The sequence below is a fragment of the Lachnospira multipara ATCC 19207 genome (genome assembly GCF_000424105.1).
In the GTDB taxonomy this organism is placed as follows: domain Bacteria; phylum Bacillota; class Clostridia; order Lachnospirales; family Lachnospiraceae; genus Lachnospira; species Lachnospira multipara.
In genome coordinates, this window is sequence record NZ_AUJG01000014.1 from 20,576 (window position 1) to 35,186 (window position 14,611).

Genomic DNA, 14,611 nt, shown 5'->3' on the forward strand with positions numbered 1-14,611 from the left:
TTTTGGTCATTTTTTATTAAAAATTTGTTCACAGTTCGTTAACTTTTTTCTAGCCCTGTAGTATCTTTCTTGCTCTCCTGCTATGGGTTAAAAGATATCCTATTATTTTGTTAGACAATCTTACAAGTACTAGAAGGATTCCAAGTCCAAGTGCCATAAAGACTACTGTTATCTGCCATTGGAAGAAATCTAGTATTGCTATCTTAAATAAATTTGGAGCCACAATTATAGTTAATACAATTCCTACTACCATGGCGATGCAAAGTGCAAGTCTAAGTTTGTTTAATGGGTAGGAAACTCTAATTAAAGTTCCGATTCCCACTGCTAGCATAGACAGTATTGCCATGGTTGAAACAAGCTCGTGGCTTAAGCCCGTTAGATTTCCATATATTACAACTAGAACTACGATTATAAAATCCGCCAAACCGGATGGTAGAGCATTTACAATAACATTAACTAGGAAATGGCCTCTAATTAGGCTCTTGTTTGGTTGAAGAGCTAAGAAGAAGGACGGAATTCCTATGGTAAATGCACCAAGTAGGGATAGCTGTGTTGGATATAGTGGGTATAAATTTGCCGCAATAAGTGTAAATATAGTTAGTAAGATTGAGAAAATGTTCTTTACTAGGAAGAGGCTTGCAGATCTTTGAATATTATTTACCACTCGTCTTCCTTCAGCCACCACCGATGGCATTCTTGAAAAGTCAGAGTCTAATAATACGATTTGCGCTGCATTTGCTGCTGCCTCACTACCTGTTGCGACGGCGATACTGCAATCTGCCTCTTTTAGAGCTAATACATCATTAACTCCATCCCCTGTCATAGCTACTGTTTTACCAGCTTCCTTAAGGGCCTTGATTATCATCTTCTTCTGTTCTGGAATTACACGGCCAAAGACTGTGTATTTGGCAACGGCTTTTTTAAGTTCCCTATAGCTTGTTAAGCTTGTTGCATCTATGTATTTATCTGCGTTTTGGATGCCAGCTTTTGCTGCAATCTTTGACGCAGTAATAGAATTGTCACCTGAAATTACCTTTATATCTACGCCTTGTTCGGCGAAGTATTTAAAGGTCTCTGTTGCATTTTCTCTAATCTCATTCTCTAGGATTATAAAAGCCTTTGGTGTTATTGGCTTAGTTAGCGCCTTACCTTCTAGGATTTCACTTGTTTCGCCAAAGACTAATAATCTTGCGCCTTCTGAAGTTAGTGCCTTAATCTGCTCTTCGTATTTAGAAAAGTCACTTGTTAGCACATATTCTGCGGCGCCAAAGACTAGAGATCTGTCTTTAAATATTGCTGCCGAGTATTTGCTTGCTGATGAAAATGGACAAACTATATCTGTTTTTTCATCATTATCCGCTGGCAAAAACTCCTGCTGAATGGCCTTCATTGTCTCGTTATCTGCTGCCATGCTAGCAGAGGCCATCCTGATTTCTCTAGATACATTTTCATTTAAATCTTCATCTAGATAAATCACCTTGCTTACTGACATCTCGGGGTTTGTAATAGTTCCTGTCTTGTCCACGCAAAGGACGTTAACTCTAGCTAATGTCTCCACGCAATTCATCTCATGAATTAAAACTTGTTGTTTTGCAAGTCGCATAATTGAGACTACCAAGGTGATACTTGCTAGTAAATAGAGGCCTTCCGGTATCATGCCCACTAGTGAGGCAACTGTGGATACCACCCCTTCTTTTATTGAGTAGCCTAAAAAATATACTGCTCGTATATACATAATCAATCCTAAAGGCACGATAATCACGCCGATTAAGGTTACCATTCGATTTAGAGAATCGATCATGTTAGTTTTCGTTTTCTTTCTTGTGGCTTTCGCCTCAGCATTTAACTTAGCCGCATAGGCTTCATCTCCAACTGCTGTAAGCACTGCTCTACACTGTCCTGACACAATAAAACTGCCTGATAATAACAAATCTCCGGCCTCTTTAATTACATCATCTGACTCCCCTGTAAGTAGAGACTCATTTACCCTAACTGTTCCACTCCTGATTACTGAATCTGCGCAGACCTGATTTCCTGCGCTAAACACACACATATCTCCACGAACCAAGGTCCAAGAGTCCACCACTGTTTCACGGCCATCTCTTATAACCCTAGTTTTTGGAGCATTCACAACATTTATCTTATCTAAAACTTTCTTAGCCCTTATCTCCTGAACTATACCTATGATGGTATTCCAGATGATAATAGGCATAAATGTTATATCTGTATAAGATTTTACTAAGCATAATAAAACTGCAAAAGTAATAAAGATTAAATTGAAGTAGGTAAAAATGTTACTAAAAATTATCTGCTTTATAGTCTTAGAGGGCTTATTAGTTGAAATATTACTAAGCCCCTCTAAGTTTCTTTTACGTACTTCCACCTTAGACAAACCGCTATCTATGTCGGTTTGCAGTAATGCATCGTTATTAATATACTCTTCTGTACTTCCTCTAAAATTAGCTACTCTATTAGCTATCTTTCCGACAACTTTACTGTCCGCAACGTTGTCGACTGCTTTTCTCACTGTTATATATTTTTTATTTCTCATACTCAATTACCATACGTAAGTTTACACTTATGTCTTAATTAAAGTAATCTCACTTTCTATTCTTTACTATATTCAATTGCCTTTGACACTTTATTTATTACTATTATAGCACCAATTGTTACAATTGTCTTAACAATAAAGCTAATTGCTATACTTGTTACTGATCTATAGTCATATACAGTAAATGAAAGAATTGATACGAGCTGAATTGCAATTGCATACCAACTCCACATGTAATTAATGTTCTTCTTCATTGCACCAAAAGTTGCAACCATAAGGAAGAGATTTAAGAATAAATCAAGTACTGCTGCAAGGCCAAGTAATGCCCAAATTGTTTCTGGTGCATAGAATAACTGGCTAAATGTGTCAGCAAGGCTTGTTATGTTAGCTTCTGTTAAACCTTCTGTAAGGCCTGAAATAAAGTCTGTTGTAACTTCGCCCTGGTTAATTAAAACCTGAGCATTAACATAGAATGCAAATATACTTAAGCCATAGCTAAAGATGCCCTGTCCAATACCAATACCTAACCCTGCAAGATAAACATCTCCTGGACGCTCATATCTTGAAATCATCATCTTTAAGATGAACCATCTTGCAATTCCCATACCGATAGCAAGGAAAATTGCCTGCACTAGATTATATGCACTCTGATTATAACTAAAGGCATAGTCAATGGATGGAATCATTGCAAGAGCTGATACCACCAACTGAGAGAATATAAATCCAAAAATACCATAAGTTACAATACCAAATAAAAATGGAACAACTCGTCCATTCCATCTTCTAAAAATAATAATTGTGGCAACAATAATAACTGATAAGAATAATATTCCTCCCGCAGTTATAAATGATAATACGTCACCTGATAAAGTCTTCCCTATAAATTCATTAAAACTTTCCATTATTAATCTACCTTCCTTATTATTGGGGCCTTTAGAAATGCTACAAAAGACCTATATAAAATAATAACAGATAGCGCCTTAATCGTCTATTCTAGCTTTATAAACTTCTTATAAAAAGGCATTAAAAAAGAAGCTGTAAAGAAATCCTTTACAGCTTCGTCCTCTTTTACTATCTTTTCTCAATATATCTATCCGCCTAAGCCTCGATTCATTGGAAAAAGGTACGTCATAACCCCCAGATTAGAGCTTTGTAACGTTAGTAGCCTGAGGTCCCTTAGCGCCTTCTGTGATATCAAACTCAACTGAAGCACCTTCCTCTAATGACTTAAATCCTTCCATGTTAAGACCAGAGTAATGTACGAATACATCCTTTCCTGATTCATCAGAGATAAAGCCATAGCCCTTCTGGTTATTAAACCACTTTACTGTACCTTTCATTTAATAGTACCTCCATAAAATATCTAGTTGTTCTTAGTAAGTTAAGGTTCCCCTCCCTTAATAAAAATACCTTAATTATCTTAACATTTGCTTTATTGTATGTCAATAAGTTATAGTATTTCTCATACCATGTTTTTAGTTTTGTACAATCTAAGCAGCTAGGCGGAGGAAGCGATCATCTAGCGCATCTTCGTTAGTGGAAGTCGGAACCGTATACATTACACGGCTAAGCTCGGTACCATCTGAATCAATTTGGGCAACAGATACGATATCACCTTCATTAACTGAGGCATTCTCTACCTTTAGGAGCCTATCATTAATCTTCTCTGTCGTATACTTCTTGTTATTTATAAATACCGTTGAGTAGTCATTAAAGTAAGTTCCTTCCACATACAGGTCTCCATCATATTCATAGGTTCCCGTTATAGAAATTGTGTCTAGACCATAGTGTAAGTTAGTTGCTGTATATGGGCTTTCACCTTCGTAAATATCCTGATCTCCGTAGAGGATATCATATTCAAGAATTGTAAGATTCTTTAAATAGTCCTCTGAGTTATGGCTTGTCTGGTGATATTTAAAGATATTACCCTCTGAAATTCCTAATCTTTCAAATACGTAAGCAGTTAACTGATATGCTTCAAGGTCAACATCTTCCTTTTCCATATCGAAATTACTCCACATTACATATTCAGTCTCATAGATACTGTTATGTTTCATATCTGAATCTGTTAAGTTAAAGGTTGGAAGATGATCACCATACATTACAAGTACAGTCTTCTCATCACGCTGAGATAACATATCTGTTAACTCGCCAATAAACTTATCCATATCATGAATCATGTTAACGTAATATTCAAAGCCTGTCTGATTCGCAGAATCAGGGAAATTGCTAATTGTAATTTCTGGTGTATAACCTTCAGGATATTCATTAGGATAATCACCATGTCCTTCAACAGATATTGTATAGATATAATCTGAACCATCTGTAGAATTAAGGGCTTTTTCAAGGTATTCTGTTAAGATTTCATCCTTTGCCCAGTTTCCATTAGGTGTAAGCTCAATTCCATCCATATATTCTATTGGTGTAAATGTATCGTAGCCTAAATGTGTAAATACCTTATTTCTTGTATAGAAAGTAGCATCGTTATTATGAACCACGTGAGTTGTATAGCCAAGATTTTTAAGGGCATAAGCTGCCGACTCACAAACCTTGTTTTGTAATACTGTCTTATATGGGTATTCACCAGGTCCAAAGTCATCAAGATTCATACCTGTCTGAACTTCAAACTCAGTATTTACTGTACCTGCACCAAATACAGGAACTGATAAATAACCTGATGTAAACTCGCTTTGTAATCTATTGAAGTTTGGAAGTACCTGTTCAGATACCTCTAATCCATTAATCTCAGTTGGATCAAAGAAAGATTCAAGCTGAAGGAAAATGATATTAGGTGTCTCTTGTGCAGTTTCCTCATTAGTTGTTGTACTATCAATAGTTTCTTTTAGGTTTTCTACATATTCTTCCGAATAATCAGAATCCTTACTTACACCTCTATTTAATACACTTGTTGTAAAGCAATAAGTGAAACCGTAATTTTGGAAAGCATTTGATAAGTTACCAAAATCAGTTCCCATTACATTATGTAAAAGAAATGTTGCAATTGTTGCATATGTAAAAAGAATTACTAAAGCTGACTGGAAAAACCCAAATAGGAAGAATCTTCTTCTTGAAAGCTCTGTTTCTACCTTGCCTGTCTTTCTAAAGAGAATGATAAGTAGGGCAATTACAGCAACTATTAAAACAATGATAAAGACAATGTTAATAAGTGTTAAATACATTGGCGCAACCTTTACTGCATCATCAATAAGTAAAAAATCCATTGCTGTAAATGGAGTTTTACGTGTTGATTTTACAATAAAGTTAGTTACTGCAAGACCTAACCAGCCCACTGAAATCAAAGTGTAAACAAAAGCTCTCTTCTTAAACATCATACCAATACTTAAGCATGAAGCTATAATTAGCATGTTTACTAAGAAAATAACAGGTGATGTAAATGGCATCCAAATGCCTGATAAATTTCTCTTATTAAGGCACTCAATTATCATAGTAACAATTATTGAGTAACAAACTGGATGGATAATATCATATGTCCATATTTTCTTGAAAAAATTCTTTAAGACTTCCCATACTTTTAAGTCTTTTATCTTATCCATATATTCCTCCTTAATGTCTATTATTCGAGTAAAAACAAAAAAAGGGCAGAAGCCAAATGGTTTCTGCCCTAATTATTACTTAGTCAACTTAAATGAACTCTTTAGCGAAACAATTCTGTTAAATACAGGTACGCCTTCCTTTGAGTCCTTGTTATCAACGCAGAAATATCCATTTCTTACGAACTGGAACTTATCTTCTGCTACAGAGTTGATAAGCTCAGGTTCAACTATTGCATCTTTAATTATTGTTAATGAATTAGGATTTATATTCATAGAGCCATCCTCTTCGTTATAAACGCCCTTCTCCTCATCAATAATATTCTCATATAATCTTACCTCAGCTTTTTTGCCCTCAGTTGCTGATACCCAATGGATAGTACCCTTAACCTTACGGCCTTCAACATTTCCTCCTTTAGTTTCTGGATCGTAAGTACAGTGAATCTCTGTAATCTTACCATCTGCATCTTTAGTGTAATCTACGCAAGTAAGAAGATATGCATTCATGAAACGAACTTCGTTACCTGGGAATAATCTGAAATACTTCTTAGGTGGTTCTTCCATGAAATCTTCTCTCTCAATAAATAGCTCTTTAGTAAACGGAACTTTTCTAGTTCCCATCTCAGGATTCTCCTGATTGTTAGGAACTTCCATATATTCAACCTGACCCTCTGGATAGTTATCAACGATAACCTTAACTGGATCAAGAATTGCCATCATTCTCTTAGCCTTTGGCTTTAAGTCTTCTCTGATACAGTATTCAAGCATTGGATACTCAACTGCACCCTGTGACTTTGTAACACCTACAAGCTTTGTAAACATCTTAATTGACTCTGGTGTAAATCCTCTTCTTCTAAGTGCTGCAATTGACACAAGTCTTGGATCATCCCATCCATCAACTACGCCATCCTCTACAAGCTTTTTGATGTAACGCTTACCAGTTACAACATTTTCAAGGTAAAGCTTTGCAAATTCAATCTGCTTTGGTGGGTTCTCATACTCAAGTTCTCTTACAACCCAGTCATATAAAGGTCTGTGGTCTTCAAACTCAAGTGTACAAATTGAATGAGAAACGCCTTCAATAGCATCTTCAATAGGATGAGCAAAATCATACATAGGATAAATGCACCAAGTATCACCTGTTCTGTGATGTGTCATGTGAGCAACTCTATAAATAACAGGATCTCTCATATTGATATTAGGGCTTGCCATATCGATCTTAGCTCTTAAAACCTTAGTACCATCTTCAAACTTACCATTCTTCATATCTTCAAAAAGAGCTAAATTCTCTTCTACTGATCTGTCTCTATATGGTGAGTTCTTACCTGGTTCTGTAAGTGTTCCTCTGTACTGTCTAATCTCTTCTGCAGATAAGTCACATACGAATGCCTTACCCTTCTTAATTAACTTAACTGCTGCCTCGTACATCTGCTGGAAATATCCTGATGCAAATAATACGTCGCCATGCCATTTAGCACCAAGCCATTCAACGTCCTTCTTAATTGATTCAACGAACTCTTCCTTCTCTTTAGTAGGATTAGTATCATCAAATCTCATATTAAACTGACCGTTGTACTCAGTTGCTAAACCATAATTTAAAAGAATCGACTTAGCATGTCCAATATGAAGGTAGCCATTAGGTTCTGGTGGGAATCTAGTAATGACTTTCTTGCAATGCCCTTCTTCTATATCTTTATCAATAATCTGTTCAATGAAATTCTTGGAAACAACCTCGTTTTCCATAAATAATGTTCCTCCGTTTTCTAATATGCCATTAGCAATAATCGTTTTTATTCGAATTTTAGCAAAATACAAAAGTTATTGTACCCCAAAAGCCTTAGTTCGTAAAGTTATAAGCTAATTAAAATCTAGTAAATTAGATTAGTGTGTAGCTTTATTATACATGTCCTGTAACTCATCAATAGTGAAATTGTAATGAGTATTACAGAAATGACAGTTAACCTCGATTGGCTTATTGTCAGCAATCATCTTAGATAATTCTTCTCTACCGATACTAATTACAGCCTTAGAAACTCTTTCCTTAGAGCAGTTACACTTAAAGCCAGTATCAATAGTATCAAGGATTTCAAGATCCATGTCTCCTAAAATGTGCTCTAAGATCTGTTCTGGACTCATACCCTCTTCAAGCATGTAAGTAATTGACTTAACGCTCTTAATTCTTTCTTCAAGCTTATCAATAAATTCCTCACTAGCATTAGGCATAAGCTGAATAATAAAACCACCCGCTTCTCTTACAGTATTATCATTATTCATAAGTACGCCAAGACCTACTGATGATGGAACCTGTTCTGAAGTTGCAAAATAATATGTTAAATCCTCAGCGATTTCACTTGTAATAAGGATTGTATCACCAATATATGGTTCTCTAAGTCCGATATCCTTAATTACTGATAAAACACCGATACCTACAGCACCTGCAATATCAATCTTACCGTCCTTTAGTGGAAGCATAACCTCAGGATTTGCAACCATACCCTTAACTTCACCCTTAGCGTTGGCAGTAACTGTCATAGCGCCAATAGGTCCATTACCCTTAATCTGGATTGTAAGCACATCGTCGTCATTCTTCATCATTGTACCCATCATTGCGCCACCTGCAAGTAATCTACCAAGGGCTATAGTTCCAATAGGGCTCATGTTGTGACGGCTTCTAGCTTCTTCTACTGTATTCTTACATGTAATAGCAAAGGCTCTAACCTGTCCGCCTGCTGCTGTTGCTCTTACTATATAGTCTTTCATCTTAGTTTCCTTTCTATGTTTAATTAAATTAATCTGCTACTTTTATTCTTAGAAACATTTTCCTAATTACTTCTGTAAAACGAAGTAAACTCTCTCTGAGTCTGGCTTTGGTGCATCCTTTGAAAATGCATCATAAAGGGCAAGCACAGAAAGGCCCGCATTAGCTGCTGCCTCCTTAACTTCCTCTAATTCAAAGCCATGCTGAAAATGCTGTTCCTCATATCTATTAAAACTGCCGTCTTCATTCATAACAAAAACAGCGAGATCATATTCATTATTCTTATCGTCTTCGTTATAATAATTATCCCATATAAAAGCTGATTCGTCACGATTTTCCGCATAAGTATTGTCAGCTAATATATCTCTAAAGAAATGTATTGTCTTTAGATCAAAAACAAAAACGCCACCATCATTGATGTTCTCTGCCACGCACTTAAATACAGACTCTAAATCTTCCTTACTTGTAATGTAATTCATAGAGTCACCAATACTTGTAAATGCGTCCACATTAAAGGGAAGTTCAAACTCACGCATATCCTGACAAGAATAGAGAATATCTTGTCCACTTTCTTCAATTCTCTCAGCGGCTATAGCAAGCATATCCTCAGACATATCAATACCTACAATGTCATAGCCTTCTTTTTCAAGCATTCTTGTAACAGTTCCAGTTCCACAACCTAAATCAACCACCGAGTCTCCAGCCTTTACACCAAGCTCCTTTAAAAGTCCAATCATATATTGTCCCCATTCATCATAGGGAATGTTATCCATGTATTCATCATATACATAGGCAAATGCAGTGTATGCGTTCATTATTACTCCTTTATACTTATATACCCCTTGGCAAAAACCAAGGGGCACACATTGTAAACTAATTTATATTCTAATTAGGCTATCGTTAAAATTAACGACCACAGCACTGCTTATACTTCTTACCGCTTCCGCATGGACATGGATCGTTACGTCCAATCTTCTTACCTTCTCTAACGAAAGTACCAGAAGCCTTCTGCTTCTTATAAAGATTCTTTCTTACTTCTTCTGAAAGTAAGCCATCCCATTCAGGAAGTTCATATAACCAATTAGCCTTGCAGCCAACCATGTTGTAGTAAAGCTTTTCTCTATCATATTCAAGAGAAACTTCTGTATCCTCTTCCATAGTCTCAATTGGATTAGGAGTTACTAAGCTATCGTTAATACCATCTAAGAAACCTGTCATAAGTAAAACTTCTACGTTAAACTTACTAGCTAAGTCCTTAACGCTACCCTTAACTACTTCGTCTGGATTTCCTAAAATTTCCTTATAGATTCTCTGCTCTTCTGTAAAGTAAGCATTCCAGAAATTCTCAGCAGCCTTAGGATCTGCTTCTGTATTGTACGCAAGATTTCTCCATGTTTCTAAAAGTGCCATGTTTAATACCTCTTCCTTATTATTTATTCCTATTATTTAGTGTATATAAAGACACGACTCCAAACTACACTAAAAAGTATTACTATGGAATTATAACATAGAATAATTTAAAAGCAAGCATTTAAAAAGAGGCTCTGTAAATGCCCGTGGATTCTGCATTTTCAAAAGCCCCTTAAATACTCGCTTGTCATAATTCCCCTTATTATTAGGAAAATGTTCTAAATTATAGAGTTATAATTAGAACCTGTTACATAGGTGTAACCGCCATCTGAATCATAACTACCTGTTGCTGCAAGCTTAGCAAGCGCACTTGTTGCATTGCTATTCATGGTCGAAGCGCTTGCACTAATCTGATTAGCAATTGATGCATCCTGTGCAAAAATCGACTTTAATGTGGATACATCTGCCTTATCAAGTGTATCTTTATCAAGACTTAAACTATTATCACTATTAACTGTTATTCCCACTGAAGATAATATACCTGAATTTATATTAGTGGATTTAACCATAAAATTAGCAGATCTAAGAGTTGATGTAATATTAGAATCTGCTGCAGAATCTACTAAATCGTTGTAATCCTTTACAAAGCTAGATACTGCCTTATAAATTGCATCTCTGTCATAATCTGTTGTTTCATTACCTTCTGAGTCTGTAGTCGTCTTCTTTTCCCAAAGGCTTGAACTTGTTAAAGTCTTTACATCCTTAACAACCGCTGATGAAGCACTCTTAATTGTTGTTTCAGTATTCTTCTCGGCAGATGACTTAATTGTGGAATTAGATGTTGAACTAGTTGTTGTATCTTCTTCCTCATCCTGAGAGTAATAGTTATTAAGTAACTTCTTGTAACTACCTGACTTTATAGAACTAAGCTGATTAAGATCTAGACTATAAATGCCCGACGAACTTGACTGTAAGCTTGAAAACAAGCTAGTAATATTAGAATTTATGCTCGACATCTTAACACCTCCTTGTTATTAAGAAGCCCATTGACCTATTGTTTCTAATACCATTATATCACAACTTGTAAAAATGTCTATCAAAAGTACTATTTATTTTCTTTAGATGATACCTCTTCACTAGTTCCCTTGCCGCGAAGGAACTTATAAACCAATAACATGGCATAAGCTACTACTGGTAAAACTATATCTGTATAGATTAAACCTCTAAACAATGTGTTAGTAACCTCGCTATCAATAAAAGCCACCACAAGAGTTGTAAGGAGTAAAATTCCCCATAAAACTACTACTGTTAAGGCTGCGATTCTCTTTAATTTCTTCATATTTCTAACTTCCTATCCTTACTTAAAATTTTATTTACTCAAGTATACACAAAATACTATTGCATAGGCAATAAAAAGATTATATTATAATCTTAATAAAGCCGGTACAATTTAATATTAACTAAGTGAGATAAGGTGTGAGAATAGTGCTATGATTATTTTTAAAAATATATCTCCAAAGCCAGTAATCAAGCTATTTCTAGATAACTTATTTTATAGGTATATTATAGTAAAAATCCTTGACTACGCCCATGCCTTATAGTATTTTATCATAGCAAGTGATTGAGAAATGCCTCATCACTTCTAGGTGTTATCTTATCTTAGATAAGATTTTACTCGAAATTTAGTAAGAAATGAGGGTTCGTGTATGGATCAGTTAATGGACATTTTATCAGAGTACAATTCAGAAATTGATTTTGAAACTTATGAAGCTTTAGTAGACGACGAAATTTTATTAAATGATGACCTTGAGAGCCTTGCTCAGGAGCTTAATGATGCCTATGACATCAACATCACAGCTAATGACATCGTTCCTGAAAATTTTAACTCTGCTGAACTTATTTGGGAATTAATCCAAAGATTATCAGAATAATTAAAGATAAGAATTGTTTAAAAACAAGAAAAGCGCAGGCCAATTATGGTCTGCGCTTTATAAATTTCTAATTTTTAGTTTCTTAATTTGTTTCTAGTTTCATATCTAGCTTTTTAAATAAGCTTTGATTTAGCTTCTAGATTCCATAATCTTTACGGCATTACTTGTGCCAATTCTATCAGCACCTGCCTCAATCATGGCAATTGCAGTGTTATAATCTCTTATTCCACCTGAAGCCTTAACAAGGCCTTCCTCACCTACAACTTCCTTCATAAGAGCCACATCTCTTAGAGTTGCACCTCCTGTTGAAAAACCAGTTGAGGTCTTAACATAATCTGCTCCTGCTTCCATAGAAAGCTCGCAAGCCTTTTTCTTTTCCTCATCAGTTAATAGGCAGGTTTCAATAATTACCTTTAAAACATGTCCCTTTGTCGCCTCTCTTACAGCCTTAATATCCTCAAGCACAATATCATATGCCTTGGCTTTAAGGGCGCCGATTTGAATTACCATATCGATTTCTTCTGCGCCATCTTCAATAGCCTTCTTTGCCTCAAAGGCTTTTGTTTGCGTATCCATAGCTCCTAGTGGAAATCCTACAACCACGCAAGTCTTAACAGCTGTGTCCTTTAATTGCTTCGCTACTAATTTAGTGTACGCTGAGTTAACGCAAACCGATGCAAAGTCATATTTCTTGGCTTCCTCACACAATTTTTCAATATCTTCTGGTGTGGCATCTGGCTTTAAATTAGTATGATCAAAATACTTTTCAAAATCCATAATACCCTCCTATCTAGTAATACTTATTACTATGCTGATTATATCATTATTATCTAAAACAAGCTAGTTGTTTAAATTTGTCAAGACTCGCAAAGCATTTAACTCAGTCGGAGCTTGTACTCCGACTGAGTTAAAAAAGCCCTAAAAGGCTAACTGATAGCTAAAAGTCTTGCTATCAGTACTTTCTAGGGCTTTGAGAACATTTATAAATTCTATGATTAGTTTCTTTTAGAAACTAGTTCTTCTTGTAGTTTGAAACTCTGTGGATGATTTCATGTCTTCCTGGACCATTAGAAACCATTGTAATAGGAGCTTCGATTTCTTCCTCGATTGCTTCGATATAATCGCGGCATTCCTTTGGAAGATCTTCGTAATTCTTGATTCCTCTGATTTCGCACTTCCAACCTGGGAACTTCTTTAATACAGGCTTAGCCTTCTCAAGCTCAGCTGTTGTAGGGAAGTCCTTAGTTACCTTACCATCGATTTCATAACCTACACACATAGGAATTTCATCGAGGTATCCAAGTACGTCAATTACTGTAAGGGCAACTTCTGTTGTACCCTGCATTCTAACACCGTAACGTGTTGCTACTGCATCAAACCAACCCATTCTTCTTGGACGACCTGTTGTAGCACCAAATTCGCCACCGTCACCGCCACGAACTCTTAATTCCTGAGCTTCGTCGCCAAAGATTTCTGAAACAAATGCACCTGCACCAACTGATGATGAGTATGCCTTAACTACTGTAACAACATCCTTAATTTCAGCTGCTGGAATACCTGCACCAATTGCACCGTAAGCAGCAAGAGTTGAGCTAGATGTTACCATAGGATAGATACCGTGATCTGGATCCTTAAGTGAACCTAACTGACCTTCAAGTAAAATCTTCTTACCTTCCTTAATTGCCTTATGAAGGTATGCTGAAGTATCGCAAACATAAGGTGCAATCATTTCTTTATATTCCATGAGAGTATTAAAGATGTCCTCTTCCTTAAGAAGTGGAGCGTGATAGAGATGTTCTAGCATAACATTCTTTAATGTACAAACGTTACTAATCTTATCCTTAAGTGCTTTCTCATCTCCGAATAATTCGCTAACCTGGAAACCAATCTTAGCGTACTTATCTGAATAGAATGGAGCAATACCTGACTTAGTAGAGCCAAAGGACTTACCTGCAAGTCTTGCTTCCTCGTATGTATCAAAATCTACATGATAAGGCATCATAATCTGTGCTCTATCTGACACCAAAATCTTAGGCATTGGAACATTTCTGTCTGTTAAGCTCTTTAATTCGTTAATTAAATAAGGAATATTTAGAGCTACTCCATTACCTATAATGCTTGTAGTGTGATTATAAAATACACCAGATGGGAGTAAATGAAGTGCAAATTTACCATAATCATTAATGATTGTGTGTCCTGCATTACTTCCTCCCTGGAATCTTACAATAATATCTGATTCCTCGGCGAGCATATCAGTAATCTTACCCTTACCTTCGTCGCCCCAGTTAGCACCAACAATAGCCTTTACCATAGTTACTTCCTCCGTCCCGTTTTACGGGTATAAAATTATATGTTTATCTAGAAAAGCCACTATCTAGATTGTAATAAATCTAGACAAGCCACTATCTAGATTAGCAAATGTGAATAAAAATAAACATTCGCCACACCGGTTAATAATATCAAAACGGGA

General features: G+C 35.9%; 13 protein-coding genes. 1 reads left to right on the top strand and 12 read right to left on the bottom strand.

Translation table 11 applies throughout. The features are described 5' to 3' along the window. Positions 1 to 49 precede the first annotated feature (49 nt). The 10 genes from G600_RS0110220 to G600_RS14445 all read right to left on the bottom strand — a co-directional run bounded on the left by G600_RS0110220 (position 50) and on the right by G600_RS14445 (position 11,549). On the bottom strand, positions 50 to 2,551 hold the full coding sequence (locus G600_RS0110220; protein WP_081669471.1) for an HAD-IC family P-type ATPase: 2,502 nt from the start codon (positions 2,549 to 2,551) through the stop codon (positions 50 to 52). A gap of 56 nt (positions 2,552 to 2,607) precedes the next feature. After that, positions 2,608 to 3,453, bottom strand: a complete 846-nt coding sequence (locus G600_RS0110225; RefSeq protein ID WP_027431854.1) for a hypothetical protein — start codon at positions 3,451 to 3,453, stop codon at positions 2,608 to 2,610. Between the two features lie 240 nt (positions 3,454 to 3,693). Beyond that, positions 3,694 to 3,891 (bottom strand): cold-shock protein, encoded by a 198-nt coding sequence (locus G600_RS0110230; protein ID WP_027431855.1) that lies wholly within the window; start codon positions 3,889 to 3,891, stop codon positions 3,694 to 3,696. A gap of 150 nt (positions 3,892 to 4,041) precedes the next feature. Then, entirely contained in the window at positions 4,042 to 6,105 is a 2,064-nt protein-coding gene (locus G600_RS14435; protein ID WP_051195480.1) for an LTA synthase family protein, read from the bottom strand. A 75-nt stretch (positions 6,106 to 6,180) separates the two neighbouring features. After that, positions 6,181 to 7,845, bottom strand: coding sequence for a glutamine--tRNA ligase/YqeY domain fusion protein (locus G600_RS0110240; RefSeq protein ID WP_027431856.1), 1,665 nt, complete (start codon positions 7,843 to 7,845; stop codon positions 6,181 to 6,183). 138 nt (positions 7,846 to 7,983) lie between these two features. Continuing rightward, complete coding sequence (gene hslO / locus G600_RS0110245; RefSeq protein ID WP_027431857.1) at positions 7,984 to 8,862, bottom strand: Hsp33 family molecular chaperone HslO; 879 nt, start codon at positions 8,860 to 8,862, stop codon at positions 7,984 to 7,986. A gap of 66 nt (positions 8,863 to 8,928) precedes the next feature. Further along, positions 8,929 to 9,675, bottom strand: a complete 747-nt coding sequence (locus tag G600_RS0110250; protein WP_027431858.1) for a class I SAM-dependent DNA methyltransferase — start codon at positions 9,673 to 9,675, stop codon at positions 8,929 to 8,931. Between the two features lie 91 nt (positions 9,676 to 9,766). Next, the gene (locus tag G600_RS0110255; protein ID WP_027431859.1) at positions 9,767 to 10,270 is read right to left on the bottom strand and encodes an SEC-C metal-binding domain-containing protein; all 504 of its coding nucleotides are present in this window, start codon (positions 10,268 to 10,270) and stop codon (positions 9,767 to 9,769) included. Between the two features lie 218 nt (positions 10,271 to 10,488). Beyond that, the gene (locus G600_RS14440; RefSeq protein WP_051195481.1) at positions 10,489 to 11,226 is read right to left on the bottom strand and encodes a hypothetical protein; all 738 of its coding nucleotides are present in this window, start codon (positions 11,224 to 11,226) and stop codon (positions 10,489 to 10,491) included. Positions 11,227 to 11,315: 89 nt separating this feature from the next. Beyond that, positions 11,316 to 11,549, bottom strand: coding sequence for a hypothetical protein (locus tag G600_RS14445; protein ID WP_051195482.1), 234 nt, complete (start codon positions 11,547 to 11,549; stop codon positions 11,316 to 11,318). A gap of 367 nt (positions 11,550 to 11,916) precedes the next feature. Between G600_RS14445 and G600_RS0110270 the strand changes: the two genes are divergently transcribed. Continuing rightward, a complete protein-coding gene (locus tag G600_RS0110270) occupies positions 11,917 to 12,141 on the top strand; it encodes a hypothetical protein (protein ID WP_027431860.1) in 225 nt (74 codons plus the stop codon). A gap of 129 nt (positions 12,142 to 12,270) precedes the next feature. On the opposite strand, the gene deoC is transcribed toward G600_RS0110270, so the two are convergent. Then, positions 12,271 to 12,918 carry a deoxyribose-phosphate aldolase gene (deoC, locus tag G600_RS0110275; protein ID WP_027431861.1) on the bottom strand — a complete coding sequence of 216 codons (648 nt, stop codon included), beginning with the start codon at positions 12,916 to 12,918 and terminating at the stop codon, positions 12,271 to 12,273. A gap of 235 nt (positions 12,919 to 13,153) precedes the next feature. Continuing rightward, complete coding sequence (locus tag G600_RS0110280) at positions 13,154 to 14,452, bottom strand: adenylosuccinate synthase (protein WP_027431862.1); 1,299 nt, start codon at positions 14,450 to 14,452, stop codon at positions 13,154 to 13,156. Positions 14,453 to 14,611: the final 159 nt, after the last annotated feature.

What these genes read in the sequence shown, in the direction of transcription:
- G600_RS0110220 (WP_081669471.1), bottom strand. Translation starts at nt 2,551, where the DNA reads ATGAGAAATAAAAAATATATAACAGTGAGAAAAGCAGTCGACAACGTT.
- G600_RS0110225 (WP_027431854.1), bottom strand. Translation starts at nt 3,453, where the DNA reads ATGGAAAGTTTTAATGAATTTATAGGGAAGACTTTATCAGGTGACGTA.
- G600_RS0110230 (WP_027431855.1), bottom strand. Translation starts at nt 3,891, where the DNA reads ATGAAAGGTACAGTAAAGTGGTTTAATAACCAGAAGGGCTATGGCTTT.
- G600_RS14435 (WP_051195480.1), bottom strand. Translation starts at nt 6,105, where the DNA reads ATGGATAAGATAAAAGACTTAAAAGTATGGGAAGTCTTAAAGAATTTT.
- G600_RS0110240 (WP_027431856.1), bottom strand. Translation starts at nt 7,845, where the DNA reads ATGGAAAACGAGGTTGTTTCCAAGAATTTCATTGAACAGATTATTGAT.
- hslO (WP_027431857.1), bottom strand. Translation starts at nt 8,862, where the DNA reads ATGAAAGACTATATAGTAAGAGCAACAGCAGCAGGCGGACAGGTTAGA.
- G600_RS0110250 (WP_027431858.1), bottom strand. Translation starts at nt 9,675, where the DNA reads ATGAACGCATACACTGCATTTGCCTATGTATATGATGAATACATGGAT.
- G600_RS0110255 (WP_027431859.1), bottom strand. Translation starts at nt 10,270, where the DNA reads ATGGCACTTTTAGAAACATGGAGAAATCTTGCGTACAATACAGAAGCA.
- G600_RS14440 (WP_051195481.1), bottom strand. Translation starts at nt 11,226, where the DNA reads ATGTCGAGCATAAATTCTAATATTACTAGCTTGTTTTCAAGCTTACAG.
- G600_RS14445 (WP_051195482.1), bottom strand. Translation starts at nt 11,549, where the DNA reads ATGAAGAAATTAAAGAGAATCGCAGCCTTAACAGTAGTAGTTTTATGG.
- G600_RS0110270 (WP_027431860.1), top strand. Translation starts at nt 11,917, where the DNA reads ATGGATCAGTTAATGGACATTTTATCAGAGTACAATTCAGAAATTGAT.
- deoC (WP_027431861.1), bottom strand. Translation starts at nt 12,918, where the DNA reads ATGGATTTTGAAAAGTATTTTGATCATACTAATTTAAAGCCAGATGCC.
- G600_RS0110280 (WP_027431862.1), bottom strand. Translation starts at nt 14,452, where the DNA reads ATGGTAAAGGCTATTGTTGGTGCTAACTGGGGCGACGAAGGTAAGGGT.